At 55.6% G+C, this 24515-nt stretch carries 28 protein-coding genes; 16 read left to right on the top strand and 12 right to left on the bottom strand.

What is annotated here, in order from left to right:
• Window positions 1-135: 135 nt before the first annotated feature.
• The 7 genes from HFD97_RS08080 (at window position 136) to HFD97_RS08050 (ending at window position 6223) form a co-directional block, all read left to right on the top strand.
• On the top strand, window positions 136-750 hold the full coding sequence (locus tag HFD97_RS08080; protein ID WP_150029260.1) for a TetR/AcrR family transcriptional regulator: 615 nt from the start codon (window positions 136-138) through the stop codon (window positions 748-750).
• Window positions 751-801: 51 nt separating this feature from the next.
• On the top strand, window positions 802-1698 hold the full coding sequence (locus HFD97_RS08075; protein ID WP_167431738.1) for an alpha/beta fold hydrolase: 897 nt from the start codon (window positions 802-804) through the stop codon (window positions 1696-1698).
• A gap of 241 nt (window positions 1699-1939) precedes the next feature.
• On the top strand, window positions 1940-3130 hold the full coding sequence (locus HFD97_RS08070) for a M20 family metallopeptidase (protein WP_046102847.1): 1191 nt from the start codon (window positions 1940-1942) through the stop codon (window positions 3128-3130).
• A 13-nt stretch (window positions 3131-3143) separates the two neighbouring features.
• A complete protein-coding gene (locus HFD97_RS08065; RefSeq protein WP_009092726.1) occupies window positions 3144-3992 on the top strand; it encodes a transporter substrate-binding domain-containing protein in 849 nt (282 codons plus the stop codon).
• A 6-nt stretch (window positions 3993-3998) separates the two neighbouring features.
• The gene (locus HFD97_RS08060) at window positions 3999-4724 is read left to right on the top strand and encodes an ABC transporter permease (RefSeq protein ID WP_009092725.1); all 726 of its coding nucleotides are present in this window, start codon (window positions 3999-4001) and stop codon (window positions 4722-4724) included.
• A gap of 9 nt (window positions 4725-4733) precedes the next feature.
• Entirely contained in the window at window positions 4734-5420 is a 687-nt protein-coding gene (locus HFD97_RS08055; RefSeq protein ID WP_046102848.1) for an ABC transporter permease, read from the top strand.
• Window positions 5417-6223 carry an ABC transporter ATP-binding protein gene (locus HFD97_RS08050; RefSeq protein ID WP_167431737.1) on the top strand — a complete coding sequence of 269 codons (807 nt, stop codon included), beginning with the start codon at window positions 5417-5419 and terminating at the stop codon, window positions 6221-6223. The genes HFD97_RS08055 and HFD97_RS08050 overlap by 4 nt, the downstream gene beginning before the upstream one ends.
• Before the next feature lie 107 nt (window positions 6224-6330).
• Here the strand turns inward: HFD97_RS08050 and HFD97_RS08045 are convergent, their stop codons facing one another.
• Window positions 6331-6993, bottom strand: coding sequence for a glutathione S-transferase (locus HFD97_RS08045; protein WP_167431736.1), 663 nt, complete (start codon window positions 6991-6993; stop codon window positions 6331-6333).
• A 181-nt stretch (window positions 6994-7174) separates the two neighbouring features.
• Here HFD97_RS08045 and HFD97_RS08040 point away from each other — a divergent pair, with 181 nt between their 5' ends.
• Window positions 7175-7750, top strand: a complete 576-nt coding sequence (locus HFD97_RS08040) for a TetR/AcrR family transcriptional regulator (RefSeq protein WP_167431872.1) — start codon at window positions 7175-7177, stop codon at window positions 7748-7750.
• Between the two features lie 76 nt (window positions 7751-7826).
• On the opposite strand, the gene HFD97_RS08035 is transcribed toward HFD97_RS08040, so the two are convergent.
• Window positions 7827-8426 (bottom strand): TetR/AcrR family transcriptional regulator, encoded by a 600-nt coding sequence (locus tag HFD97_RS08035; protein WP_046102852.1) that lies wholly within the window; start codon window positions 8424-8426, stop codon window positions 7827-7829.
• A gap of 141 nt (window positions 8427-8567) precedes the next feature.
• Between HFD97_RS08035 and HFD97_RS08030 the strand changes: the two genes are divergently transcribed.
• Complete coding sequence (locus HFD97_RS08030; RefSeq protein ID WP_167431735.1) at window positions 8568-8960, top strand: RidA family protein; 393 nt, start codon at window positions 8568-8570, stop codon at window positions 8958-8960.
• 59 nt (window positions 8961-9019) lie between these two features.
• Here the strand turns inward: HFD97_RS08030 and HFD97_RS08025 are convergent, their stop codons facing one another.
• The 3 genes from HFD97_RS08025 to HFD97_RS08015 all read right to left on the bottom strand — a co-directional run bounded on the left by HFD97_RS08025 (window position 9020) and on the right by HFD97_RS08015 (window position 11877).
• Window positions 9020-10333, bottom strand: a complete 1314-nt coding sequence (locus tag HFD97_RS08025) for an FAD-binding oxidoreductase (RefSeq protein ID WP_167431734.1) — start codon at window positions 10331-10333, stop codon at window positions 9020-9022.
• Window positions 10334-10489: 156 nt separating this feature from the next.
• Window positions 10490-11167, bottom strand: coding sequence for a dTMP kinase (locus HFD97_RS08020; RefSeq protein ID WP_341874292.1), 678 nt, complete (start codon window positions 11165-11167; stop codon window positions 10490-10492).
• A 26-nt stretch (window positions 11168-11193) separates the two neighbouring features.
• Window positions 11194-11877, bottom strand: coding sequence for a hypothetical protein (locus HFD97_RS08015; RefSeq protein ID WP_167431732.1), 684 nt, complete (start codon window positions 11875-11877; stop codon window positions 11194-11196).
• A 279-nt stretch (window positions 11878-12156) separates the two neighbouring features.
• Here HFD97_RS08015 and HFD97_RS08010 point away from each other — a divergent pair, with 279 nt between their 5' ends.
• The gene (locus HFD97_RS08010; protein ID WP_167431731.1) at window positions 12157-12468 is read left to right on the top strand and encodes a cupin; all 312 of its coding nucleotides are present in this window, start codon (window positions 12157-12159) and stop codon (window positions 12466-12468) included.
• Window positions 12469-12568: 100 nt separating this feature from the next.
• Here the strand turns inward: HFD97_RS08010 and HFD97_RS08005 are convergent, their stop codons facing one another.
• Complete coding sequence (locus HFD97_RS08005) at window positions 12569-13342, bottom strand: hypothetical protein (RefSeq protein WP_167431730.1); 774 nt, start codon at window positions 13340-13342, stop codon at window positions 12569-12571.
• A gap of 393 nt (window positions 13343-13735) precedes the next feature.
• On the opposite strand from HFD97_RS08005, the gene HFD97_RS08000 reads away from it, so the two are divergent.
• Window positions 13736-14983: a sensor domain-containing diguanylate cyclase gene (locus HFD97_RS08000; RefSeq protein ID WP_167431729.1), complete on the top strand. Its 1248-nt coding sequence runs from the start codon at window positions 13736-13738 to the stop codon at window positions 14981-14983.
• Window positions 14984-15054: 71 nt separating this feature from the next.
• Here the strand turns inward: HFD97_RS08000 and HFD97_RS07995 are convergent, their stop codons facing one another.
• The gene (locus tag HFD97_RS07995; protein ID WP_009092712.1) at window positions 15055-15435 is read right to left on the bottom strand and encodes a helix-turn-helix domain-containing protein; all 381 of its coding nucleotides are present in this window, start codon (window positions 15433-15435) and stop codon (window positions 15055-15057) included.
• A gap of 98 nt (window positions 15436-15533) precedes the next feature.
• Here HFD97_RS07995 and HFD97_RS07990 point away from each other — a divergent pair, with 98 nt between their 5' ends.
• The gene (locus HFD97_RS07990) at window positions 15534-16262 is read left to right on the top strand and encodes an SDR family NAD(P)-dependent oxidoreductase (RefSeq protein WP_009092711.1); all 729 of its coding nucleotides are present in this window, start codon (window positions 15534-15536) and stop codon (window positions 16260-16262) included.
• A 78-nt stretch (window positions 16263-16340) separates the two neighbouring features.
• Here the strand turns inward: HFD97_RS07990 and bla are convergent, their stop codons facing one another.
• Window positions 16341-17237, bottom strand: coding sequence for a class A beta-lactamase (gene bla, locus HFD97_RS07985; RefSeq protein ID WP_167431728.1), 897 nt, complete (start codon window positions 17235-17237; stop codon window positions 16341-16343).
• A gap of 160 nt (window positions 17238-17397) precedes the next feature.
• Between bla and HFD97_RS07980 the strand changes: the two genes are divergently transcribed.
• A complete protein-coding gene (locus HFD97_RS07980; RefSeq protein WP_111207188.1) occupies window positions 17398-18267 on the top strand; it encodes a LysR substrate-binding domain-containing protein in 870 nt (289 codons plus the stop codon).
• 72 nt (window positions 18268-18339) lie between these two features.
• On the opposite strand, the gene HFD97_RS07975 is transcribed toward HFD97_RS07980, so the two are convergent.
• Window positions 18340-18825 carry a glutathione peroxidase gene (locus HFD97_RS07975; RefSeq protein ID WP_167431727.1) on the bottom strand — a complete coding sequence of 162 codons (486 nt, stop codon included), beginning with the start codon at window positions 18823-18825 and terminating at the stop codon, window positions 18340-18342.
• Between the two features lie 184 nt (window positions 18826-19009).
• Window positions 19010-19810: an SDR family oxidoreductase gene (locus HFD97_RS07970; protein WP_167431726.1), complete on the bottom strand. Its 801-nt coding sequence runs from the start codon at window positions 19808-19810 to the stop codon at window positions 19010-19012.
• A 356-nt stretch (window positions 19811-20166) separates the two neighbouring features.
• Here HFD97_RS07970 and HFD97_RS07965 point away from each other — a divergent pair, with 356 nt between their 5' ends.
• Window positions 20167-20619, top strand: coding sequence for a GNAT family N-acetyltransferase (locus tag HFD97_RS07965; RefSeq protein ID WP_167431725.1), 453 nt, complete (start codon window positions 20167-20169; stop codon window positions 20617-20619).
• Here the strand turns inward: HFD97_RS07965 and HFD97_RS07960 are convergent, their stop codons facing one another.
• Window positions 20620-21099 carry an Lrp/AsnC family transcriptional regulator gene (locus HFD97_RS07960; RefSeq protein ID WP_009092704.1) on the bottom strand — a complete coding sequence of 160 codons (480 nt, stop codon included), beginning with the start codon at window positions 21097-21099 and terminating at the stop codon, window positions 20620-20622. It lies immediately after the preceding gene.
• Window positions 21100-21536: 437 nt separating this feature from the next.
• On the opposite strand from HFD97_RS07960, the gene HFD97_RS07955 reads away from it, so the two are divergent.
• The gene (locus HFD97_RS07955) at window positions 21537-22163 is read left to right on the top strand and encodes a LysE family translocator (RefSeq protein WP_167431724.1); all 627 of its coding nucleotides are present in this window, start codon (window positions 21537-21539) and stop codon (window positions 22161-22163) included.
• 156 nt (window positions 22164-22319) lie between these two features.
• On the opposite strand, the gene HFD97_RS22340 is transcribed toward HFD97_RS07955, so the two are convergent.
• Complete coding sequence (locus tag HFD97_RS22340) at window positions 22320-22562, bottom strand: DUF2938 family protein (protein WP_255461642.1); 243 nt, start codon at window positions 22560-22562, stop codon at window positions 22320-22322.
• 279 nt (window positions 22563-22841) lie between these two features.
• On the opposite strand from HFD97_RS22340, the gene HFD97_RS07945 reads away from it, so the two are divergent.
• Window positions 22842-24182: an MFS transporter gene (locus HFD97_RS07945; RefSeq protein ID WP_033736842.1), complete on the top strand. Its 1341-nt coding sequence runs from the start codon at window positions 22842-22844 to the stop codon at window positions 24180-24182.
• Window positions 24183-24515: the final 333 nt, after the last annotated feature.

Raw genomic sequence — 24515 nt, 5'->3', positions numbered from 1 at the left:
AGATGAGGCGTCAGCCTGACTGCTTTGCGTCAGGTCAGGGGTGAGAGGCCCTTCGCAGGAGGATGAGAAGGGGTGTTAAAAAAGCTTTGCCCGCCAGGTTAAAACGGCTATCTTAAAGGAAATGATCATTTCCTAATGGAATCGACGATGAATAACAACCCCCATCACGAGCGGGGACGACCCCGGGCATTCGATACGGATGCCGCACTGGACAGGGCGATGCTGCTGTTCCGGCAGAAGGGGTATCACGCGACGTCAGTCGGCGATCTCGGGCAGGCGATGCAGCTGACCACCGGCAGCATCTATAAGGCCTTTACCGACAAGCGCACGCTGTTTGCAACCGTCTTTGCCCGCTATCTCTCACTGCGCAACAGCAGTCTGGCCGCGCGGCTGGCCGAATGTGAAACGGGCCGGGAGAAGCTGGCGGCGCTGCTGCGTTTTTATGTCGATTCCGTGCGCGACGTTGAAGGTGAACGCGGCTGTCTGGTCGCGGTCAGTGCCGTTGAGCTGCACACCCTGGATGAGGAACTGGCTGACGCGGTCAGCGCCGCCCTGCTGCGTAATCAGCAAAATCTGCAGCAGCTTATCCGACTGGGTCAGCAGGATGGCTCAGTCAACCCGTCACTGGAGTGTGACGCCACTGCCTCACTGCTGCTCTGCCTGGTGCTGGGCATACGGGTGGCGGGCAAAGTAGCGGCCACCCGGCCCGATGCCAGCATCATTCCGCTGGCGCTGAAAATCGTCGACTGAATTTTTTTGCTCATTAAGGAAATGATCGTTTCCTTATTATCAGGAGGTTTTATGCACGCTTTTGCTCCCTATCAGCACCATTTTGTCCGGACAGATTCACAGCGGCTGCACTACCTTAGCGCAGGCCATGCACAGGCAGAAACCGTGGTGCTGCTCGCCGGTTTTCCGCAGAGCAGCTTCGCCTGGCGGGAGGTGATCCCCCGTCTGGCGAGCCGTTTTCAGGTGATTGCACCTGACCTGCCTGGCCAGGGGGATTCAGACTTCCCGCCCGATGGCTATGACACTGACAGCGTGGCGCAGCATATCGTGGCGCTGCTGGATCAGCTGGGCATCCAGCGCTTTCATCTGGTCGGGCATGATATTGGTGCCTGGGTCGCGTGGGCGCTGGCGGCGGGCTTCAGGGAAAGGGTGAGCTCTCTTGCACTGCTGGATGGCGGCATACCCGGTGTTACCCTGCCGGATTCACTGCCTGTCACGGGTGAAAACGCCGCTAAAATCTGGCACTTCGCCTTTCATGGCCTGAATGATCTGCCGGAAGCGCTGATTGCGGGCAGAGAGGCGATCTACCTGGAGTGGTTTTTTAACCGTAAGGCCGCGAATCCGCATCATATTAATGCGGCGGCGCGTCGTGAATATCTGCGCATCTTTCAGCAGCCCGGCGCGCTGCGCGCCGGACTCGCTTTCTACCGTTCGTTTGAGCGCTCTGCAGAGCAGAATCGCCAGCGCGCGCAAAAAGGGAAACTGGAGATACCGCTGCTGGCAGTCAGTGCCGATCAGGGGTCGATACCGGATATGGCCACACCGTTACGCGCGGTGGCGCAGCCGGTTTACAGTGAAAATATTCTCGACTGTGGCCACTTTATTCCCGACGAACAGCCGGAGAAATTAGCGGAAATACTCTCACTCTTTTTTATGCGGCATCCGGATAAGCCGGAACGGATAAATTAATATCAGGGAAAGTAATGTTGCGAAGTGGATTATTAATATTATTACTTATCCATGACTCTCTCATACGGCTTTCCAATAAATAATTCTATCTTATTGATTTATATTAATTCCTGAAGGCGAATTACGCGTTGCTTTCTGTCACGTGCTGTGAATAAATAAACGGTCATCACCATCCTGTATCAGGATGAAATAAAAATAAGGACCGGCATAGGCATGCCGGTCTGCTATTGCCGGGGCGGCTATGAATCAGGAAAAAGCACGACTGGCCGGGGAAATAAAAGCCAGAGTCAATGAACTTGAATCGCAGTTGGTTGCGATTCGCCGTGATATCCATGCGCATCCGGAATTAGGCTTTGATACGCTGCGCACTGCTCAGGTGGTGACCGACTACCTGCGGGCTCAGGGTCTGGACCCGCAAACCGGCGTCGGCCGCAGCGGCGTTGTCGTGGATATTGTGGGCGCAGAGCCTGGAAAGACGCTGCTGTTGCGTGCCGACATGGATGCGCTGCCCATCCATGAGCAGACGGGTCTGCCGTTTGCCAGCCGCTATCCCGGCAGGATGCACGCCTGTGGTCACGATATTCACACCGCGACGATGCTGGGTGTGGCCACACTCCTGCCGCACTATCGACAGCAACTGAAAGGCCGCGTCCGGCTGATCTTCCAGCCCGCAGAAGAGACGCCTGAGAGCGGTGCCGCAGCGATGATCGCCGATGGCGCGGCAGACGGCGTCGACTGGGCGATAACCCTGCATAACAAGCCTGAACTGACCGCGGGTGAGATTGCGCTGACCCGCGGCGCCAGCACCGCCTCCAGTGACGAGTTTGATGTTACGGTGCAGGGCGTTTCGACCCACGCGGCGCGTCCGCACATGGGCACCGATCCGATCATCGCCACCGTGCATCTCATCAGCCAGTTACAGAGCATCATTTCGCGTGAACGCGATCCGGCGCACTCTGCCGTGTTAACCATCGGACACATTGAGGGCGGCACCACCCACAACATCATTCCTGACAGCTGCCTGTTCCAGGGCACCATCCGGACCAAATCTCCCGAGGTGCGTGCTGCGATGGAAGCCTCGTTTAAACGGATGTGTGAAGGCGTGGCGCTGGCGCAGAATGTGCGGGTTGAGGTGAATTTCCAGCGGGGTGTTCCGCCCCTGATGAATGACGATCGCCTGATTGACGCCCTGGAAGAGATTTTGTCTCATCAGTTCGGTAAAGCCATCATCGCTCAGCCGAGCGCCAGCTTTGGCGCCGAAGATTTTTCACTGTTTACGGAACGGGTACCGGGATGTCAGATCCATATCGGTTCGGCAACCCCGGGCCGTGACGATCACCTGCATAACTCCGACTATCAGCCGGATGAACGCAGTATTGCCGCCGGGACGCAGGCGCTGACCCGCCTTGCCATTGATTTACTCTCCGAATAATAAATGAGGTTTTATGATGATGCGTAACCGTCTGTTCACGGCTTCTCTGACCGTGGCCCTGCTTGCCACGTCTGCATTCAGCCAGGCAAAAGATTTTGGCACCCTGAAGTTTGCTACCGAAGCGGCTTATCCGCCGTTTAATCAGACCACCCCGAGCGGAAAAATCGTCGGCTATGAGCCCGATATGGTGGCGGAGCTGGCTAAGCGGGCAGGTTTCAAATATGAAATCATTGCGCAGAAATGGTCAGGCATGATCCCGGGCCTGATCGACGGCAAATATGATGCGGTGGTCGATGCGGTGACCGTGACGCCGAAACGGGCTGAGGCGATTGACTTCACCCATCAGTACACCGTCAGCGTCTCCAGCTTTGTTACCGCCAAAAACAGCCCGCTGGCCACGCTGCCAGGCAGTGGCACGGTGGTCACGGCCGATGATGACGCGGGCATGAAAAAAGCGATCGACGATCTGAAAACCACTTTCAAAGGCAAAACCATCGCGGTACAGGTCGCCACCATTCAGGCCGATTTCCTGCAGAAATACCTCGGCGATGTCGCCACCATCCGGACCTATCAGGCCGGCCCTGAAACCTTTGCTGACCTGATGAACGGGCGCGTTGACGCGGTAATGGCGTCCCGCACCAACCTCAACGCCTTTGTGAAAAAGCATGCGGATGCGATCAGCAGCAGCGGCTACGGCTTCTCAGGTGGCGTACTGGGCGCGGGCTCGGCGATTGGCCTGCGCAAAGGCAACAGCGAGCTGCAGCAGGTGCTGAATCAGGCGCTGGAGTCGATGATCAAAGATGGCACGCTGAGCAAGCTGTCGATCAAATGGTTTGGCGAAGACGTCGCGCCAAAAGCGTAACCGCGGATGCTGATGAACATTGACTGGCAGATGCTGGGTTTTGGGGACGAGGGCTGGGGCGGCGTGCTGCTTAACGCCGCCGCCGTCACCGTCAGCGTTTCACTCTGCGCCTGGCTGCTGGGTGCGCTGCTCGGCAGCGTCCTCTGCTGGATGCAGATCGCCGGTGCGCGCTGGCAGCAGCGGCTGGCAGCCGGTTACATCACGCTGTTTCGTGGCGTGCCGGAACTGCTGGTGATTTATCTGTTCTACTTCGGCGGACGTCAGGTGGTTTCCGCCGTCGGCACCGCGCTGGGGTTGCAGGGACCGTTCGATGTGAACGGTTTCGTGGCGGGAGCGATTGCCATCGGGCTGATTTCGGGTGCCTATCAGAGCGGCGTATTCCGGGGAGCCTTTTACGCTATTCCGGGTGGAACGCTGGAAGCGGCGACCGTCACCGGGATGGGGCGACTGATGATGTTCCGTCGCATTATCGTCCCGCAGGCGCTGCGCACGGCGCTGCCCGGTATGGGCAACCAGTGGCAATCGGTGATCAAAGAGTCGGCGCTGGTGTCGGTGACCGGACTGGTTGAAACCATGAATCAGGTCTCAACGGCGGCCAACTCGACCCAGATGTCCTTTTTCTTCTACAGCGTGGGTGCCGTGATCTATCTGATTATCACCACCTGCTCCGATATGGTGTTCCGCTACGTGGAGAAATTTGCGATGCGCGGTCAACAGCGCGTGAAAAGCTAGGGAGTCCACGTGGATATCAACTTTTTACAGCAGACGCTGCTGGCGCTGCTGAAGGGATTGCCGCTGACCATCAACCTGGCGCTGCTGTCGCTGCTGGGAGGGGGCGTGCTGGCGCTGCTGCTTAATCTGCTGCGCATGACGCGAGTCGGCAGCCTGTTCTGCCGCTTTTATGTCTGGCTGTTTCGCGGCACGCCGTTGCTGATCCAGATCTTTATGGTCTACTACGGACTCGGCAGTTTACCGGCGGTGCGGGAGAGCCTGTTCTGGCCGCTGCTGCGCGATCCTTACTGGTGCGGTTTGCTGGCGCTGATCCTCAATGATGCCGCCTATACCTCGGAGATCCTGCGCGGCGGGTTGCGGGCTGTCAGCTCGCAGTCACTGGAAGCCGCCAGGGTGTCAGGCATGTCGTCGTACAAAATCTTTACCCGCATCACCCTGCCGATTGCGATCCGTCAGGCGCTTCCGGCTTACAGCAATGAAATCATCTCTATGATCAAGGCGACCTCGCTGGTCAGCACCATCAGCCTGATGGAGATGACCGGCATTGCGGATTCCATCGTCTCTTCCACGTTCCGGGCGCTGGAGGTATTCCTGAGCGCGGCGGTGATCTACCTGATACTGACCATGCTGGTCAGCAAAGGCGTATCAATGCTGGAACGACGCCTGTCACCTTACTACTTTGGAGCACGCTCATGACGGCCCCCACGATTATGCTGAGCCATCTCAGAAAGAGTTATGCGGGACACGAAGTGCTGCACGACATCAGTCTGACTGCCCAGGATGGCGATGTGATTTCGCTGATTGGTGCCAGCGGATCGGGCAAAAGTACGCTGTTGCGCTGCATCCCGTTTCTTGAAGTGCCTCAGGCCGGTGAGATAGCGGTAGGCGAAGTCAGCGTCACGCTGGATAACGCCGATGAAAAACTGAACTGGGAGCAGCGTCGGCGCATTAAGCTGATGCGCATGCAGCTCGGCTTTGTGTTTCAGAGCTTTAATCTGTGGCCGCATAAAACCGTGATGCAGAACATTATTGAAGCCCCGGTTCATGTGCAGAAGCGCAGCCACCGCGAGGCTGTCGAAGAGGCGGAAGCGCTGCTGCACAAGGTCGGGCTGTATGCAAAGCGCGACGCCTGGCCCTCTCAGCTCTCCGGCGGACAGCAGCAGCGTGTGGCCATTGCGCGGGCGCTGGCGCAGCAGCCGAAAGCGATTCTGTTCGATGAGCCGACCTCGGCGCTGGATCCGGAGCTGGTGGGCGAAGTCCTGCGGGTGATCCGCGGCCTGGCGGAAGAGGGGCGCACCATGATTATCGTCACGCATGAGATGGGTTTTGCGCGTGACGTATCGAACAAGGCGGTGTTTCTGCATCAGGGGATCATCGAGGAGTCAGGTTCGCCGGAACAGGTGTTCCTCGATCCCATTTCGCCACGCTGCCGCGCCTTTGTGAACAGTCACTTTGAGCGTAACACCGGTCAAGCAGGCAGGGCCGCGCAGCGCGAATGACACATTAAGAATGTCAGCAATCCCCGGGCGAACGCCGGGGATTGTTACAGCAGCGAACGGGAAGGTTTCATTCAGAAAAACCGCTCCCGCCACGATCTGACCCGGGACTACGCTTTTGCGCCGGGACGGCCTGCGTCTACCATGACCTGCCACTGCTGATAGCTGGGACGCTGCTGGATCTTCAGGTACCACGCTTTCAGCGCCTCACACTCCTCCGGAATAGCCAGATTCACCAGGGCGGCGAATATCATTCCACCAGTGACGGCGATATCGGCCATTGAGAAGGTGTTGCCCGCCACATAGGGCTGTGAGCGTAAAACGCGGTCAAAGTAGTGCATGCCCCTGAGCGCTTTTTCGCCCATCTTCGCACCCCATTCCGGATTCTGATAAAGCTCAACCTCGGGTCCCAGACCTGCGGTGGCATGATGGAAATAGACGCTTACCGCATCCAGAAATTCAATCTCGGCCCGTTTAGTCATCATATGAATCACCCCCTGTTCCAGCGGGGTCACACCCGTCAGAAGGGGATGCTGATCCTGCCGATCCAGATATTGCGTGATTGCCGTACACTCCGCGATTAGCGTCCCATCACTCAGTTCTAACACCGGCAGTGTGCCTGAGTAGTTGATGGCTAGAAAATCCGCCTTTTTATGTTCCCCTTTCCAGAGATTGACCGGAATAAATTCGACCTGAGAAAGCAGACCTTTTTCCGCCAGGGCTATTCTGACCCGGGCAGGATAGGGGCCGTCATACCAGTCGTAGATTTTCATCGAAGGTTGAGTTGAAACGTGTGATACAGCGTCTGAAGAAGTCATGATTTATTTACCTACCTGTCAAATGGTAGGTAGATTGTGGCCAGGGAAATTCGGCCTGTCAATATCTGTCTACCAGTTGGCAGGTAAAAATTTTTTCCCTATACTTCCTCCTCACGTTTCAGAGGAAAACAGCGTTATGAGCTTGAATGCGCGTGAGGCCATCCTGGCAGCCGCAAAGCGTGCTGCGCAGAATCATGGTTACAACGGGATAAATTTCCGCACCATTGCTGACGAAGTCGGCATCAAAAATGCCAGTATCTATTATCACTTCGCCAGTAAGGCAGACCTTGGCGCGGCTGTGGCAAATCGCTACTGGCAGGATACTGCACAGGCTTTACAGACCATCCGGGAGCAAAGTGCCTCTCCCGCTGAAGCCCTGAAGCACTATCCGCAAATTTTCCGGCGTTCTCTGGCTGACGCCAACAGGCTCTGTTTATCCAGCTTCATGGCGGCTGAATATGATGATTTGCCTGAAGAAGTGAAGCGTGAGGTGCAGTATTTCGTCGACGCGAACGTGGCATGGTTGCATCAGGTGCTGAATGAAATGACGCCCGATGACGCACAAAAAAACGCGCAGCGTGCGCTGGCCATCTATACCGCGGTTGCCGGTGCGCAGTTAATTGCCCGCACGCGGCAGGATATTACCCTGTTCGATCATCTGATGGCGACCTATGAGGAGAGCGGCCTGATTCCGCTGCCGACGCAAGCCTGAATATCCCCGCCGGAACGCGTTGTTCAGCGACGGGCGGCAGCCGCTGAGCAGGATTCGCGTCACGACGGATAATGCCTCAGGTCTTAACCGCCTGATGGCGCAGGCCGCCTGCCAGTAGCGTGAAGGCTTCTAGCATCTCTGGCAGCGCCTTTTCCGGGTTGCTGCTGGCTGCAACCCAGAGTGCAGCATTGAGGGCGCTGCTGTTAAGCAGATGTGCGGCGGCATCGGCATCGACCGGCTTAACCGCACCGCTTTCAATCAGCCTGACGAGACGTTCCCGTGTGGCTGCCAGGCAGCTGTTCTGGCTGGGCCACTGTGCAGGATCGCCCAGGAAAGCCGGGCCATCCCGCAGAACGATGCGCTGGACTTCGGCATCCATCGCCAGACGAATGTAGGCGATCCCTTCGGCGATCAGCCTTTCCCACTCATCCGTTACCGAAGCCGCCGCCGCCTGAGCCCGCTGCGCCATTTCCCCATCGACCTGCGCCACCACCGCTGCCAGCAGCCCTGTTTTGTCGCCAAAATTGTGATAGAGCGCGCCGCGAGTCAGCCCGACGCTCGCCGTCAGTTCATCCATTGAGGCCCCGGCAAAGCCCTTTTCAGCAAAGGCTTTCCGTGCTGCTGCGATCAATTTTGCACGGTTTGCTTCCATCGTTTCAGCGCGACTGGCTGCCATAAACTCCTCCAGCTCACATACGCCGCGTATATTATTTGACATACGGCGCGTATGTATTATTAATGTGACATACGCGGCGTATATTAAATCATTCCGGTTTGTGCCGCACCCTGCATTCATTCCGTAACCCGAGGAAACACGATGATCACGCGCGAACCCATTTTTCCCGCTCACCGGCACGCACTTTATCAGCAGCATGGCTATTCCGCGGCAATCCGCTCAGGCGATCTGTTGTTTGTCTCCGGCCAGGTCGGCAGCCGGGCTGACGGCACGCCGGAACCTGATTTCGCGGCCCAGGTCGCCCTCGCATTTGACAATCTGGGGGCGACGCTGGCGGCGGCAGGATGCACCTTTGATGATTTGATCGACGTCACCACATTTCACACCGATCCTGAAAATCAGTTTGCGACGATCATGCAGGTCAAAGCGTCCATCTTTCCGCAACCGCCTTATCCCAACTGGACCGCTGTCGGCGTGACCTGGCTGGCGGGGTTCGATTTTGAGATCAAGGTCATTGCCCGCATTCCCGGATAGCGGAAAGTTCTCGTCACACCATCCTCTGCCAGCGACACTGGCGTTCAGCGGGGCTGTGATCAGTTCTCTTTACGTCCCAGGAAACGCTCTTTCATCAGCGAAAGGGCAATGCCGATATCCAGCACGGGCGAGGGCGGCATGAAACTGGCCTGGCCCAGCGACAGCATATCCGCAAGGTGCGGGTTATCCTGCTTCAGCATGAAGTCAGCCAGCAGCGAGCCCGCCACGGTCTGTTTCGATACGCCCGCGCCGTTACAGCCGCCCGCCGTGCAGATAAATCTGTTCAGCATCCCCCATTGCGGCGCGCCGTTGCGTGTCACGCTCAGGGTGCCGGACCAGGTGTGAGTGATCTTCACGCTGTTCAGGGTGGGATAGAGTTTGCTGAACAGGCGCTGATGGTGTTGCGTCGCCTGATGGGTTTGTGCCGCAGTGACCTGTCCCCGAAGCGCGGGAATAACATGCTGGCGAATCAGAAAACGGCGGTCGGAGGTGAAACGAAAGGTGGCCCCGGCAATGGCATTCACCGGCGTGACGCCCCAGCTCTGCATCGGGGGCAGCGTCGCCAGTTGCGCGTCTGTCAGCGGTTCGGTGATGCTGGCGAAGGTAGCCATAGCGGCCTGACGGGCCAGGCCAGGGCGCAGTTCTGGAGATAACGCGTTGGTCGCCAGCATGACCTGAGCTGTTCTGATTGTGCCAAAAGGGGTCACCACCTCCGCCAGACTGCCGGTACGAATTCCCAGCACGGGTGTATTTTCGAAGCGCTGAACATTTTCCGGTAAATGATGGTGCAGGCCGGCAATCAGCTGCGCTGGATTAACCAGCACACAGCCCGGCGTAAAGATCCCTTTGCTGTAAAAGCGGGTACCGAGTTTATGGTACAGCTCATCGCTGTAAGCCAGCGTCCAGGGTTCATCCATGAGATCGAGATGGCGGCTGTATTCATTTAAAATACGATCGTTGCCCCGTTCCGCCTGACAGTGATATTTCCCCACCTTCTCCCAGTCGCACTGAAGGTTATGCTGCGAAATCTCCTGCTCCAGCTGCCGGATGCCTTCCTGAAGCAGATTCCGGTAAGCATTCGCCTTTTTTAACTCCGCCGTGGAGCTGCCAATATTGTGGGGCAGTCCGATAACAAACCCTGAGTTGCGCGCCGATGCGCTCTCCCTTGTGGTACAGGCATCGACAATAACGATTTTCAGCTCAGGTTTAATTTCTGCCAGGCGGCGCGCAAAAGCGACACCGGCGAACCCCGCGCCGACGATAACCCAGTCTGCTTTAATATCGCCTCGCAGAGCCGGTTGCGGTGCATAAGCGTGCCCGCCCGCAGGCCAGCCCGGTTCATTATGATTAAAAGGTAGTGATGCGTAGCGCAATTCCCTGTGCCCTATAGAAAAATAAAGGAATTTTATAAGGGAAAGCAGGATCGCAGTGCCAGCGGTAACCTGACGAAGATTGATTTCAGACAAATTTCGCGGGCAGAGGTCGCTATTCTCTTTACCGCCTTGCCAGCAGGCGATAAGGATTTCAGATTAAATCACCCGGATTATCTCAGCCGTGACCTGCATGGCGGCTTCATCCAGCGTGCCTTCATTACGGCATAAAACCCAGCCGGTGCGGGCAATTTCACGCTCGAACGCCCGCGTGCATTCGGCATGCTCTTCCAGCCTGTGAAGGACCGTGCTTCCCAGCCCGCGGGAGCGTGCTGCGGCCCGTGACCATGAAATCTCAGGCGCGGTGACCACGCCGACATGCAGGTCCGGTATGCGCACGTCCTGCGCGTGGTTCATCTGCAAAATCTCTGCAAACGGGATCCGCCGGCGAAAGGCCGCGTCGGAGGGATACCAGCGATCCATCAGGATAATGCTGTCGGGCGGCTGGCGGGTCAGCACGTTGCGGGAAATCCACGCCCGGCTGGCCGCTAAGCGCTCACAAACTTCCCGTTCCAGATCCACAGAGGGATCTCTGGCGAGCCGGTTAACCAGCGCCATGGTCTGCGCTCTGTCAGGATCGCTTTTTTTCTCGCAAAGCCGGATCACCTTTCGGTTGTCTGCCCTTAACCGTGCCGTGATCGCTTCCAGCAGGGTCGTTTTACCGGCACCTTTGGGGCCATCCAGAGAAACAAACAGCTGACGATTCATGGTCTGACTGACGGATGAGAGGGGATGTGGGTGAAATCTTTCTTTGCCAGAGACATCTTCTTTCCTGATTGAATGAGCTGATTCTGATCGCGCGATTAATCCTGCAAAGGATAACAGGTTGTCCAGTTGTAGTTGACCTCTGCCAGCATGAGTTCGCCTTCTACCTTCCCGTACTTGAGGGTCTGGCGTGCCAGAAAGAACTGCCGCAGCGGCGCGGGTAAATAAGCCGCGCCGTAGCGCAGCAGGGTCGAGTGCCAGAAGGGGGCCGGCAGGGCGCTGCCGGTGTGACGCATCAGCAACTCTTCTTTCCAGCGGGAGTTGAGAACCTCTTCACAGAAGGCGTGACGCAGGTCTGTTGCCGGCGCGTCGGGGATGCCCGCCAGCAACAGCTGTCCCGGCAACGCGACTAAACGAAGATCTCTGATAACAATGTTTTGCGCGTGAAAACCAGACCAGAGCGCCCTGAGTTCAGCTATTTTTTCCGGCAAAGGTGCGTGCTCAATATAGAGAGGCAGGGTCAGAGGTAAAAAGGTAAAGTGCAGACCCCGCTCCGGCAAGGTATCGGCCAGAGGGTCATCCCGGGTAAGCTGTTTCAGTTCATCCAGCAGCCGTGAAACAGTGGGGGGAACGGCGGGCTGAATGCCGGTTGCCAGGGCCAGCTTCACCGGGTCGTAATAGCTCTCTTTCTTAATCTCCCCAATCCCCGCGTTTTTCGCCCACATCGCGAGCGTTTTCTCACTGGCAGCGTGATAGAGGTTTTGCAGGGTTGCTGAATTCATGACACTCCTTCTGACAGTCGGGGGAAACAGAGACGCAACGTCAATATTATCCCTGCCATCGCGTTCGGGCCAGGCGATTCATTCAGTGATCATTCCGGAAGCGGTTAAGCCTCACCACATACCGGGCTTTATCGGGACTACCGGATCTCCTGATAACGCCTTAACCGGACAACATCGGGACAGATCGGGACAAGCGCGGGCATGAGTCTGGAATCCATGTTGTTGCTCTGCTATTCATGAGGCCGATGACGAAAACGTATGTCTGTTACCGGAGATAAAATGAATTTTTACCGCAGCACAGAATTTACCGGTTCAAAGGCCTGGGACGCTCAGCACATCGCGAGCTTCGGCAATACCAGCGTGAAACTTCACTGGACCGATCGGCCCTATAAGTGGCACATCAACGATGGGCAGGAGGTTTTTGCGGTGATGGATGGGTGTGTTGAAATGCAATATAAAGAACAGGGTGAGATTAAAAGCAGGGTTCTGAATACAGGCGATATTTTCTATGCCAGTGAAGGAACAGAGCATATCGCGCGTCCCCAGGGCGTTGCCCGCGTGCTGGTCATCGAGAAAGAGGAATCGGTTTAAGTGGGGGCGTCATCCCTGTCAACCGGCTAAAGAAGCCGCCGGTGCAGGCGGCTCTGCCAGGGACTGAAACAGGCGTGTGCCCGTTTTCCCGGTCGCGCGGTTAATGCACGGTGGCGGTTTTCGCGGCCGGGCGCTGTGGCAGCAGCACCAGCAACGCGATGATGATCAGGCCCAGCGTCAGCGAGGCACCGTAGCGACTCAGCGCGAGCCCGCCCGAGGCAAGCGGTTTATCCAGAAAATCGCCCACCACTGCACCCAGAGGCCGCGTGAGTATAAAGGCCGCCCAGAACAGCGCAGTGCGCGAAAGCGAGGTAAAGCGACTCGCCGCCCAGATAAGCGCCAGCGCACCCGCAAACAGCAGAATACCGCCATCGTAACCCAGCCCTTCACTGTCTGCCGCCCAGTCACCTAATGCCGTGCCCAGCGTCTGGGAAAACATGATGGTCACCCAGTAGAAGGTTTCAGTGACGCCATTGTTCACCGAACTGACCGCCACCGTGCCGCAGGTTATTTTCCAGAGAAACAGAGAGAGGGTCAGCAGCGTGATCAGCAGCAGAGTGCCACCCGGATAGCCAATATTCAGGGAGCGGTCGGCAAAATCTGCCAGCGTGGTGCCCACCGTGGTGGTCGCCACCACGGTAAACCAGTAAATCCATTTATTGAAACCGGGACGGTTAATCTCCACCACCACCGCGACAAGAAAGATAATGGCAAAAATCAGCGTTCCGGTCAGATATCCCAGATTCATTGACATGGTTACCGCATCGCCGCCGGTTTCACCCAGGGTTGTTGCCGCAATTTTGGTTAACCAGAATGCCGCGGTTACGGCAGGCACTTTACTCAGAGAAAGCGATGCTGTGTTGTTATTTTGCATAGGGTCACGCTCCGGAAAAAGCCCAATATGAGCTAACAGAGCAGGGATGTTATAAGAGTATTCTTAAGGAAAGATGAAGCGCCGGAAAGTGGGGCAGTTAACGCGACAGGGCTAAAGATTCCGGCCTGATGAGCCGATAAACAGGAGCTGATACCTCAGAGACTGCACCCTGTCATAAACGTTCTGCGCACATCCCTGTAAGGATCGCGGCCTCAGAAACAACGGCCAGCCCGGTCCGGGCGCCCGCCATGCGCGATGGCCGGTTTCGCCACAGGCTCACCCAGTGACTGTCGCCTCCTGCCGCGTCAGACGGACATTTACGGTTATAATCAGGTCTGTAGCGACGAGTATTGAGCTTGTTTAGTATCGTCAGCAACATCGGAGTCGGCCGCCATGAACTTAATGATTAAACCCTCTTTCACTGCCGTCTGGTCTACAGACGCTCAGGGTATCTGCGTTGCCAGTCAGGAAACACCGGCTGGCCTGATGCCTGCGCTGAAGGGGGTGACGCTGAGTTCCTGGCTGGAACTGGCGCAGGCTGACGATGATGCAAAGATCGCGCTGCAGCTGACCGCGGCGCTGGAATATCTGACCCCTTTCTACTTTGAAGTGCCTATCCACTGTCTGGACGGTGAAACACGCCGCGTCGTGGTTTCCGGCCTGCCGGAGAGTCTGCCTGGCACCTCCCACCAGAAGTACAACGGCTTCATACTGGATGTGACTGCGCAGCGTAAAGCGCTGGAGGATGCGGTGCGCACGGCGGCGGAATATCGCCTGCTGATCGAGAACAGTACCGATCTGATTGCCCATTGTGATGCGAATGGCAGATACGTCTCGATCTCGCCCTCCTACAGCGAAATGATAGGCTGGAGACCTGAAGAGGTGGTTGGTCAGTTGGTGGTCGATTTCCTGCATCCTGACGATCGCGAATCTGCCTCGGCAGCGCTGGCACATATCTTCAGCGGCGGAATGCTGCCGGATGTGGTTGAAGTACGTAAACGGCATCGTGACGGCCACTACCTCACGCTGGGCACTAAAGCCTGTGGCGTCAGCAATCCCTCTTCAGGCAAAAATATCGGTGCCGTGCTGGTTTCGCGTGACATCACGCGTGACAAGGAAAGGATGCGCAATCTCGAAGAGCTGGCGACCCGCGACCCGCTAACCGGGCTGCCTAATCGCGCCTGGATTAACGAGCAGATTGGCCGAATGCTGGCGGAGACAGAGGATCCGGCTTTCACCACCGTGATGTTTATCGATCTCAATGGATTCAAGGCAGTGAATGATCTCATGGGCCATGCGACAGGGGATGCCTTACTGCAGCAGGTCGGTGAACGGCTGCAGCGCTGCATGCGCCCGGGCGACTCGGTGGCCCGGATGGGCGGCGATGAGTTTATTGTGGCCGCAAAGTGCAGTCATCGCGGGGTGGCATCGGCCATCGCCCTGCGCATTATTGACAGCCTGGAGGCCCCCTTCGTCATCGATAACATGGACGTGCGCATCGGTGCAGCGATTGGCATCAGCCTGGCCCGCTTCGGAACGGCAACGGCGAAAATGCTGTTCGAGCGCGCCGACAAAGCGATGTATCAGGCTAAAGCCCGCCGCGATGGCTCCTATCAGTTTTTTGAGCAGGCAGCCCTGTGATCACTGGCTGTACGAATCCTGTCAGCCGCTGCGCTTAGCGCCATCTCACTCCTGTCTCCCGCACCCGAAGATCACGTCTGCTGTCCCGGCTCACGCTCATCATATCCCTCCTGAGCCTGCTGCATGGTTTCGCCATGTTGCTTCGCCCAGTTGACCAGCGCGACAAACGGGTCCTGCAGGGTTCTGCCCAGAGGCGTGATCGCATACTCCACCGCGACAGGTGAGGAGGCGATCACGTGCCGGCTTATCAGTCCGTTTCGCTCCAGACGGCGTAATGCCTCAGTCAGTGATTTGTGGGTAATGGGATCGAGCCTGCGCTTAATGGCATTAAATCGCGACGGCTGTGAGCACAACACGGTCAGGATTAACACCGACCATTTGTTGGCAACCTGTTCCAGGATCGGGCGGGTACTGTTGATCTCTGCCAGCAGAGCGGTGATATCGGTGGCCATGCGGTTTCCTCAAGGATATCTGGTGTACATCAGGTGCGTAATTGACACTAAATATACGAAATGTATCATCCATCGTTCAACCTCTTTACGGAGTGGCAATGATGAAACTGAGTGGAAAAGTGGTTCTGGTGACCGGTGGCAGCAGCGGTATTGGTCTTGCCATCGCTCGCCGTTTTGTACAGGAAGGCGCACGGGTTTTTATTACCGCCCGACGCGAAGCTCAGCTGGCAGAGGCGGTTACGCTAACCGGCGGTCAGGCTGAAGCGATAGCGGGTGACCTGACGGATGCCAGCGATCTCGCACGTTTGTTCGGGACGATTCAGGCCAGAGCCGGTCGCCTCGATATCCTGGTTAATGCTTCAGGTGTGGCTGTACCGGCAAACCTGGATGAGACCTCAGCAGAGCATATTGACCTTATTTTTGGCCTGAACGTTCGTGCCATGGTGCTGACGGTACAGCATGCTGTCAGGCTCATGGAGGAGGGAGGGGCCATTCTGCTGATCGGTTCCATCGCGGGGGGAATCGCCAATCCGGGTTATGGAACCTATTCTGCCAGTAAGGCCGCTGTTCGCGCTTATGCCCGCACCTGGAACAGCGAACTGGCACCGCGCGGTATCAGGGTCAACACACTCAGTCCGGGTCCGACGGATACGCCGATGTTCGACCAGGCCAGCGATGAGGTAAGGCAGGCACTGAGCGCGCGAATACCGGCAGGGCGGCTGGGCGATCCGGATGAAGTGGCTGCGGCGGCCCTGTTCCTGGTCTCAGACGAAAGCCGTTACATCTGCGGCAGCGAACTGGTGATTGATGGTGGCATGACGGCCTGACGGCCCTGTGCTGAAACCGGTAAACCGGCCTGCCGGGGGCCGGTTTCGCTCACTGAACAGCCCAGAACCTGTCCGTCTTTATTGCTGGACAGCGTCCGCAATCACTCTGGCTGCGCTGGCGAGCACATCTTTACGCGCGGCGGCGCTTTTATCGTGCTGCGTAAAGTAGGTGGTCAGGACGATGGGGGCATGATTTTTCGGCCAGATAACGGCGATGTCATTGGTGGTGCCGTAGTCGCCACTGCCGGTTTTATCGGCCACTATCCAGTCTGCCGGAAGGCCCGCTTTAATACTGGCTGCCCCCGTGGTATTGCCCTTCATCCAGGCTGTCAGTGTGGCTTTCTGATCGTCTTTAAGCGCAGAACCTAAAACAAGTTTGTTAAGACTCGCTGCCATCGCTGAAGGGGTAGTGGTATCGCGAGGATCACCCGGAATCGCGGTGTTGAGGCCTGGCTCATTTCTGTCCAGCCGGAACGTCGTATCACCAAGGGTTCGCGCAAACTGTGTGGCATGCTGCGGGCCGCCCAGATACGCCAGCAGCTTGTTCATCGCCGCGTTATCGCTGTATTGCAGGGCCGCCGCGCTCAGCTCCGCGAGAGTCATCGCCGAACCGATATGCTTCATGGTGACAGGATTGTAATTCACCATATCGTGCTGACTTATATGAATTTTCTTATTAAGTAAAGTATCAGCATTTTTATTTTTTTTTAACCCTTCGCTCTTTTTTAATATCGCAGCAACGGCCATCACCTTACTGGTACTGCACAGTGGAAATCTTTCGTTGCCGCGCCAGGAATATTGCGCACTATCAGACGTATCAATGACGGCCAGGCCGAGCCGGCCTCCGGATTGACGTTCAAGTTTCTCAAACTGATTGTTCAGGGATTGCTGATCGAAAGCCGCATGTGCTGACGCTGAACATCCCGTTGCGGCGAATAACACTATTCCGGCCAGGCGGTTTTTAAATTTATTCATTATTAAACGTTCCCTATACAAAAATTAATTAAATCTGAATTGTCACAAGGCCGTGACTGAATATCGTTCCCCTTAATTACGGGCTTCAAAATAAATCAGTTTTCCGGCGAGTCAAAACGGTATAAATTGATGCCAGTCATAACTTTTTCTGGGGGCTGTAGTGAAAGGGGATATTCCGCTTAACGCTCTGCGTGCATTTGAAGCCTCTGCCCGCCACCTCAACTTTACCCGGGCAGGCATGGAACTGTTCGTTTCGCAGGCGGCGGTCAGCCAGCAGGTCAGGCTGCTTGAAGAGAGGTTAGGGATCACATTATTCAGAAGGCTTTCGCGTGGTCTTGAAATGACCGATGAGGCGCGATTGCTGTTTTCTGAGATTTCTGATGCCTTTCATCGGATTGAGAAAGCCTATCGTCAGTTTGAAGGGGGAGAAGTCAGGGAGGCGCTCACGCTCTCCTGTGTCGGCACCTTTGCGCTGGGCTGGCTTCTGCCGAAAATTGACGATTTCCGGCAACGCCATCCCGCTATCGAACTGAGTATTCAGACCAATAACAATGTGGTGAGCATCGCCGGAGAAGGTGTCGATTTTGCTATAAGATATGGTTCTGGCAACTGGTCGGCATCACATAATCAACTGCTCTTTGACGCTCCGCTGACGCTATTATGCCGGCCAGATACGGCGAAAAGACTTAACCGGCCTGAGGATATTACGGGCGAAAATTTATTGCGATCTTATCGTCATGAAGAGTGGGAAAACTGGTTTGCTGCGGCGGGTATTCCCCCCTTCAGAATTAACGGGCCTGTTCTGGATTCATCGCGTCTGATTATTGATGCCGTATTGATTACCGGGGGCGTTGCGCTGGCACCGGAAATTATGTTTGAACCGGAAATAAAAGGCGGGCTGCTCGTCAGGCCTTTTGATATTTATTCCGGCAATGACGGATACTGGCTGACCTGGCAAAGAGCCCGGAAAATGACGCCGTCGATGCAAATATTCCGTGAGTGGATTATTCAGACCATTATCAGACAGTAGCGCGCCTGATATCGCTGCGCTTCAGAACAGGGCAGAAGCCTGTCGGCAGGCTTCAATTTTCAGAAGGCGCGCTCATCGCGCTGGCAACGCAGCGACAATGGCCGACTCCATCTTCTCAGGGGCGGTGATGGGGGCAAATCGTTTTAGCGGTGTGCCGTCGGGTCCAATCAGGAATTTCGTGAAGTTCCACTTGATTCGGCCACCCGGAATGCCGGGTAACGCCTCTTTCAGATAACGAAACAGCGGGTGTGCCGCGGCCCCGTTGACCTCCACTTTGCCGAACATCGGGAAACTTACGCCGTAATTGATGTGGCAGGTCTGTGCGATATCGTCAGCACTGCCGGGCTCCTGCCTGCCGAACTGATTGCAGGGGAAACCCAGTATCACCAGTCCCTGATCGGCATATCTGCGATAAAGGGTTTCCAGGCCAGCATACTGCGGTGTGAACCCACAGCGGCTGGCGGTGTTGACCACCATCACCGTCCTGCCTGCGTAGTCTGCCATGGAGGCCATCTGACCGTTCAGCAGCGGGGCCGTGAATTGATAAAAGGACGTCATGTCGGAAACCTCAGAACAAAACCGTGTAAGGCGTGATTGTCGCATGGCGCGGCGGGCGGATCACCTGCTGTGCGGCAGTCACCGCAGAGACAAACGCCCGGAGAATGCACTGCTTCGGGCGCCGGTCACTGCCAGGGGGGCGGATAAGACCTGCCGCCCTGATCCTCTGCGCGAGGCAGAGGAATCAGCCGTTGTCGCGGAATCCGGGATAAAGACTCATGCCACCATCTATAAAGAGCGTCGTGCCATGAACGTAATCGGAAAGATCGCTGGCAAGCCAGACCACCGCATTCGCCACATCTTCAGCCGCACCGATGCGGCCATAGGGGATCAGTTTTAACAATGCTTTGCCCGCCTCACCCTGAGTGGTCTCCTCATTAATGGCGGTCGCGATAGCGCCAGGCGCAACCGAGTTAACGCGGATACGCGCCTCACCCACCTCCTGCGCCAGCGTTTTCATCAGCAGGTCTACGCCGCCTTTGGAGGCGGCATAGTTAACGTGTCCGGCCCAGGGAATGAGCTGATGGACCGAACTCATATGAATAATCTTCCCTGCCGCTCTGCTGATTTCCGGACTGTGTCCCTGATCGCGGAACTGGCGCAGCGCAGCCCGCGCACATAAAAACTGCCCGGTCAGGTTTACATCCAGAACGGTATTCCACTCCTCCAGTGTCATATCGATAGAGGGGGCATCTTTCTGCAGGCCTGAGTTAGCCACCAGAATGTCCAGTCTGCCAAACTCAGCAAGGGTCTGCGCAAAGAGATTGTCGACATCTGCCTCTTTCGACACGTCGCCTTTCACCGCGATGGCACGACCGCCACCGGCCCGGATTTTTTCTGCCAGCTCTTTGGCAGGCTCGGCCTGACTGTGATAGTTAATCACCACAGCGGCCTCTTCCTTTGCGAGGGCTTCTGCACAGGCATAGCCGAGGCCTGAACTGGCACCGGTCACCAGCGCAACCTGATTTTTGAGAGATAGATTCATGAGGCTTCCTTATTCAGTAAAGAGTCAATGTATGTTGTGACCGGCCGTTCTGTTCTGTGCGTCACTCAGCGGGAGCTGCGCCGTAAGAGGCTGGGGCACTCAGCTGTTTTTTTGCCGCCAGTCTCTGCGTGAGGCGGAACCGCGACTTCTCGCTGCCACGATTAAAAAGGGCGCAGGGTGATGAATCACTGAATTATAGATGCGAAGTAGAGGCTTAGCCGTGAATGCGCGACGAGCCCTCATCCGGGCATGGTGAGACGGGGCCAGTCTTATTTATCCCGTCCATGAGTGCCAGGGGGATGTCGCTGACCGGGTTTCGTTTTATTCTGACGGTTAAAAGAAAAACGGAGGCTGGCATGATTAGGGTAGAAAAAGCCGATCCCTGCGCCCCGGAGTCGCAACGACTGATAAATGCTCTTTCAGCCGAGCTCGCGGCGATAACCGGCGATGATGGCAGGCGTCACTTTGCAGTGGCTGCTATGGATGAGGAGAGGGCGCTCTGGGTGGTGGCCAGAAATCATCAGGGTGTGGCTGTAGGCTGCGGCGCTATCCGACCGCTTACAGAGACGGTTGCCGAACTGAAGAGAATGTATTCAGACCGCAGTGACGCCGGGATCGGGAGGGCATTACTGACTTTCCTCGAAGAGTCGGCGCTGGGAAGGGGATACACGGAAATCTGGCTCGAAACCCGTGCTGTGAACCATAAGGCTGTCCGTTTTTATCAGAACAGCGGATATAACCGCATCGCAAATTATGGGCCCTACATAAACCGGGAAGAGGCGGTGTGCTTTGCTAAGGTGCTATCGTAGTCATCCTTGCACAGACGCCTTATTTACAGGATAAGTAACGAGTGGTTTGATCTCTTTAAGGACAAACATACTCTGCATCTCTTTGATTCCCGGCAATCTGCGCACCACTGACATGGCAAAATCGGCATAGGAATCCAGATCCGATGCGACAACCTGCAGAAGGAAGTCGGCATCCCCACCGATGCTATAACAGGCCACAACGTCCTCAAGCGCCGTGACTTCCTCTTCAAACTTTCTGGCCTGCGCTTCACTGTGGCTGTCAATGACTACCCGAATGAAAACCATCACGCCCAGACCAATCTTTTTGCGATCCAGAACAGCGCGGTAACCCTTGATCACTTCATCTTCTTCAAGCCTGCGCACTTTGCGCCAGCACGGAGAAGCTGAAACGTTGATCTTCTCCGCCAGTTCCTGATTGGTGACGCGCGCATCGTTCTGCAGAACTTCCAGAATCTTCACATCTGTCGGGCTGAGTGCCATTTAGGGAAATTCCTTTCTGAATGTAATCAATAAGTGGTTATTTCTACCTGAAAACCTGCGCCGGGTAAATGAGATAGGTGACTCTTTCCTCTTTGTTTACGGCATAATTAATTCACCGTTCAGGAGAGATAAGGCAGGATAAGATCCTGTTCAGAGGTCATGCATACTCTTCTCTTTCTCAATCACCTGAATTTATTTTCTGGCTCAAGGCAAAAAAAGAGGGTTTTAAACCTGACTCTTCTCATTATGACCTGCATAAGAGTCTGCTTTACGCTATGCAATTTAAAAGCGGGTGTCAGAGTTTTAATTTCCCTGGCTCCGTTAATTTTCTCTGAAGCGTTCTGGTGGTGTCCAAAACATTAAAGATTATTGCTACATGAATTAGCGGCGCTTTTAATCCGCCGTCCCTCTCTCTTCTATTAAAAACAGGAATGACGATGTCTGGAATCGCTCAGGTAATTTCTTATGTTGCAGCTCTCGGTCTGGCTGCTGCCATCCCCGGCCCCGGAATGACGGCGTTGGTTGCACGTAGTGTCTGTGGGGTTGCTGTTTCCGCTTTTGCTATGCTGGCAGGACTTATTCTGGGGGATTTGATCTATTTAACACTGGCGATATTTGGTCTGGGGGTTATTGGGCAGACTAATGACACTATCTTCACCCTGATTAACTATGCTGCTTCACTCTATTTATGTCTGCTGTCATGGCAGTTCTGGTGCAGTCAGCCGGAGGCGATAAATATTGCACAGAAAACGACAAACAAAGAACTGGCAACAGCCTGGTTTTCAGGGCTGACCATAACGCTTGGGAATCCCAAAACTATCGCTTTCTATCTGGCGATACTGCCTCTTGTCATTTCTCTGGATAATGTGTCATTAAAAATGTGGGGAGGAATGCTGGTGCCCGTGACCGTATTGGTCCTTTTAAGCGTTGGCGCAGTTTTTATTCTTGCCGCGCTCAGAATACGCCATCTGCTCGCCAGTGAAAAAGCGCAACGACGCCTTTTTCGACTGGCCGCATCCATTATGATTCTGGCTGCGTCTGGAATGGTAATAAAGAATCTTTAACTTCCGGCTATATATCCGCAACCCGCTCCCCTGAGAATCGTTGAATGAATGGGCGCTCTGTTCTTCCGCAATCTTAAAGAGCCACTTGCCGTTTTCGGTCAGGAGAATGCAGTGGCATCAAATGCAGCGCGTTCCAGGCAGAGCCTCCATCCGACGCTAATAAGTCAGCAAGGTTGTGATTGAGAGTCCGCATCCATACGCTATATGCGTAAGAAGGCTAAGCAGTCGGGCTCGCCAGGGACGGGGCGTTCGCGACGCCGCGAAGCCAAAACTCAGCGCGGGCTGAAGCACGATAAAGGGAGCGGATAGCGTTAGCAGACCAGTCAGCAGAGCCGTCCTGAATGAGGGATCATGAAACCAGGCCGATCCATCCAGAACAAGCGGTATAAAAGCAAAAATTATCCCTGGATGACGGCCTTTGTTCTCATTACTCTCTCCCGTCGCATTAACCCCGCAAAAAATCTGTCCGGTCTTTATCCTGGTAACGACTTGCCCGTCACATAAACCAGATGTGCTGAATACTTTTTTGTGACAAATAACACAACCTGATTACATCTTCCGGCGGAGACGCTTTTTTATCGTGATAATGGTTTTACTGAGTACATTAATGTTTTACAGAGTACAACAATGCGTTTTGCGTATCACGCGCAAAACGATGACAAAAATGTGAGGATCATCATGTCTGAAAAACAGCACATCACGACTTTCTCTGCCGATATCGAGCAGCAGACCGTAAAAAAGGTGGTCTGGCGCATTTTGCCATTTCTGATTGTCTGTTATCTGATTGCCATTATTGACCGCGGCAACATAGGCATGGCTTCGTTGCAGATGAACGAAGATCTGGGGTTGTCGAAAGCGGTGTTTGGCCTGGCGAGCAGCCTGTTTTTCGTTGGTTACTTCCTGTTTGAAGTCCCCAGCAACCTTGCGATGCAGAAGATTGGTGCAAAGATCTGGATCTCGCGCATCATGGTGTCCTGGGGCATCATCTCGGTCTGTACGGCCTTCGTCGAAAGCGCCAATACGCTCTATGTTCTGCGCTTCTTACTGGGTGCCGCTGAGGCAGGATTTTTCCCGGGCGTCATTCTTTATCTGACCTACTGGATCCCTGGCAAATACCGTGCACGCGTCATCGCGACCTTCATGGTGGCTATCCCGGCCGCAAACTTTATCGGCTCACCTATCTCAGGTCTGATTCTGTCACTCGATGGCTGGCTGGGCATGCGCGGTTGGCACTGGTTGTTCATCCTGGAAGGCATTCCGGCCGTGGTGCTGGGTGTGGCCGCTTTCTTCATGCTGAGCAACCGCCCCTCTGATGCCAGCTGGCTGAATCAGGAGCAGAAAGCCTGGCTGAATACCACGCTGGAAGCGGAAAACGCGAAGAAAAAAGCGATTGGTCACATCTCCCTGTGGAAGCTGCTGCGCCATAAACATATCTGGGTGATGGCGCTGATTTATGCAGGTGCCTCGGCGGCAGGTTCAACGCTGAGCGTCTGGTCTCCGCAGTTGCTGAAATCTTTCGGTCTGGACAACTTCACGACCGGTTTAGTAAATGCGATCCCTTACGGTCTGGCTTCTGTTCTGATGATTGTCTGGGGCAGAAGCTCTGACCGCAGCGGCGAACGTCGCTGGCACACCGCGCTGACACTGTTTTTAATCGCAGGTGGTCTGCTCTCTGCATTCCTGACCAACACGCTGACCGGCAGCGTCGTGATTCTGTCGCTGGTGCTGATTGGTGCTTATTCAATGAAAGGGCCTTTCTGGGCGCTGGCTTCGGGCTGGATGTCATCCACGACGGCTGCGGCGGGTCTGGCTGCTATCGGGGCGATGGCTAACCTGATTGGCGGAGGATTGATGGTTAACGTTTACGGCATCATCAATCAGGCCACCGGCAGTCACACCCTGGCAATGCTGCCACTGGCTGTGCTGTGCAGTGTCGGCGGCATCGCCGTGCTGGTTATGGGACGCACCAAAAAATTAAACATTGAAGTTGAGAATACCGCTTCACCCGTCAGTAAATAACGTTGTCAGCCCGGAGATGCTGCTCGCCGCGTCTCCGGGCTTCTCCCTTCACTCATCCTCCTGCCGCCCCTTTTTCCTGATCGATCTCTTTATAAGCAATACCTCCCTCGCTCACGCAACAGCCATGTTAACTCGCCCATCTTTTCACTGAGCCACGCCTGGCGCTCCTGTAAGCCTGTGGCGGGCTGTCATCCCCTCTGAATGCCATCTGACGAAAGCGGGCCGTATGCAAGGGCTCACCGTCAGCCGGAGGAAGAGTGGTGTAAGGAGCGCTGGTTCAGCCAGAAGGGAGGTGCTGACAATGACTCTGGCCCTGCAGGGACAGGTGACGCT

Source organism: Pantoea sp. EKM103V (assembly GCF_011800365.1).
GTDB lineage: Bacteria > Pseudomonadota > Gammaproteobacteria > Enterobacterales > Enterobacteriaceae > Pantoea > Pantoea anthophila.
The sequence above is the reverse complement of the archived record's forward strand: the minus strand, read 5'-3'. Positions and strand labels throughout refer to the sequence as shown.

Excerpts from the sequence above, each read along its gene's own strand:
- HFD97_RS08080 (WP_150029260.1), top strand. The coding sequence starts at position 136 with ATGGAATCGACGATGAATAACAACCCCCATCACGAGCGGGGACGACCC.
- HFD97_RS08075 (WP_167431738.1), top strand. The coding sequence starts at position 802 with ATGCACGCTTTTGCTCCCTATCAGCACCATTTTGTCCGGACAGATTCA.
- HFD97_RS08070 (WP_046102847.1), top strand. The coding sequence starts at position 1,940 with ATGAATCAGGAAAAAGCACGACTGGCCGGGGAAATAAAAGCCAGAGTC.
- HFD97_RS08065 (WP_009092726.1), top strand. The coding sequence starts at position 3,144 with ATGATGATGCGTAACCGTCTGTTCACGGCTTCTCTGACCGTGGCCCTG.
- HFD97_RS08060 (WP_009092725.1), top strand. The coding sequence starts at position 3,999 with ATGCTGATGAACATTGACTGGCAGATGCTGGGTTTTGGGGACGAGGGC.
- HFD97_RS08050 (WP_167431737.1), top strand. The coding sequence starts at position 5,417 with ATGACGGCCCCCACGATTATGCTGAGCCATCTCAGAAAGAGTTATGCG.
- HFD97_RS08045 (WP_167431736.1), bottom strand. The coding sequence starts at position 6,993 with ATGAAAATCTACGACTGGTATGACGGCCCCTATCCTGCCCGGGTCAGA.
- HFD97_RS08040 (WP_167431872.1), top strand. The coding sequence starts at position 7,175 with ATGAGCTTGAATGCGCGTGAGGCCATCCTGGCAGCCGCAAAGCGTGCT.
- HFD97_RS08035 (WP_046102852.1), bottom strand. The coding sequence starts at position 8,426 with ATGGCAGCCAGTCGCGCTGAAACGATGGAAGCAAACCGTGCAAAATTG.
- HFD97_RS08030 (WP_167431735.1), top strand. The coding sequence starts at position 8,568 with ATGATCACGCGCGAACCCATTTTTCCCGCTCACCGGCACGCACTTTAT.
- HFD97_RS08015 (WP_167431732.1), bottom strand. The coding sequence starts at position 11,877 with ATGAATTCAGCAACCCTGCAAAACCTCTATCACGCTGCCAGTGAGAAA.
- HFD97_RS08010 (WP_167431731.1), top strand. The coding sequence starts at position 12,157 with ATGAATTTTTACCGCAGCACAGAATTTACCGGTTCAAAGGCCTGGGAC.
- HFD97_RS08005 (WP_167431730.1), bottom strand. The coding sequence starts at position 13,342 with ATGCAAAATAACAACACAGCATCGCTTTCTCTGAGTAAAGTGCCTGCC.
- HFD97_RS08000 (WP_167431729.1), top strand. The coding sequence starts at position 13,736 with ATGAACTTAATGATTAAACCCTCTTTCACTGCCGTCTGGTCTACAGAC.
- HFD97_RS07995 (WP_009092712.1), bottom strand. The coding sequence starts at position 15,435 with ATGGCCACCGATATCACCGCTCTGCTGGCAGAGATCAACAGTACCCGC.
- HFD97_RS07990 (WP_009092711.1), top strand. The coding sequence starts at position 15,534 with ATGATGAAACTGAGTGGAAAAGTGGTTCTGGTGACCGGTGGCAGCAGC.
- bla (WP_167431728.1), bottom strand. The coding sequence starts at position 17,237 with ATGAATAAATTTAAAAACCGCCTGGCCGGAATAGTGTTATTCGCCGCA.
- HFD97_RS07975 (WP_167431727.1), bottom strand. The coding sequence starts at position 18,825 with ATGACGTCCTTTTATCAATTCACGGCCCCGCTGCTGAACGGTCAGATG.
- HFD97_RS07970 (WP_167431726.1), bottom strand. The coding sequence starts at position 19,810 with ATGAATCTATCTCTCAAAAATCAGGTTGCGCTGGTGACCGGTGCCAGT.
- HFD97_RS07965 (WP_167431725.1), top strand. The coding sequence starts at position 20,167 with ATGATTAGGGTAGAAAAAGCCGATCCCTGCGCCCCGGAGTCGCAACGA.
- HFD97_RS07960 (WP_009092704.1), bottom strand. The coding sequence starts at position 21,099 with ATGGCACTCAGCCCGACAGATGTGAAGATTCTGGAAGTTCTGCAGAAC.
- HFD97_RS07955 (WP_167431724.1), top strand. The coding sequence starts at position 21,537 with ATGTCTGGAATCGCTCAGGTAATTTCTTATGTTGCAGCTCTCGGTCTG.
- HFD97_RS07945 (WP_033736842.1), top strand. The coding sequence starts at position 22,842 with ATGTCTGAAAAACAGCACATCACGACTTTCTCTGCCGATATCGAGCAG.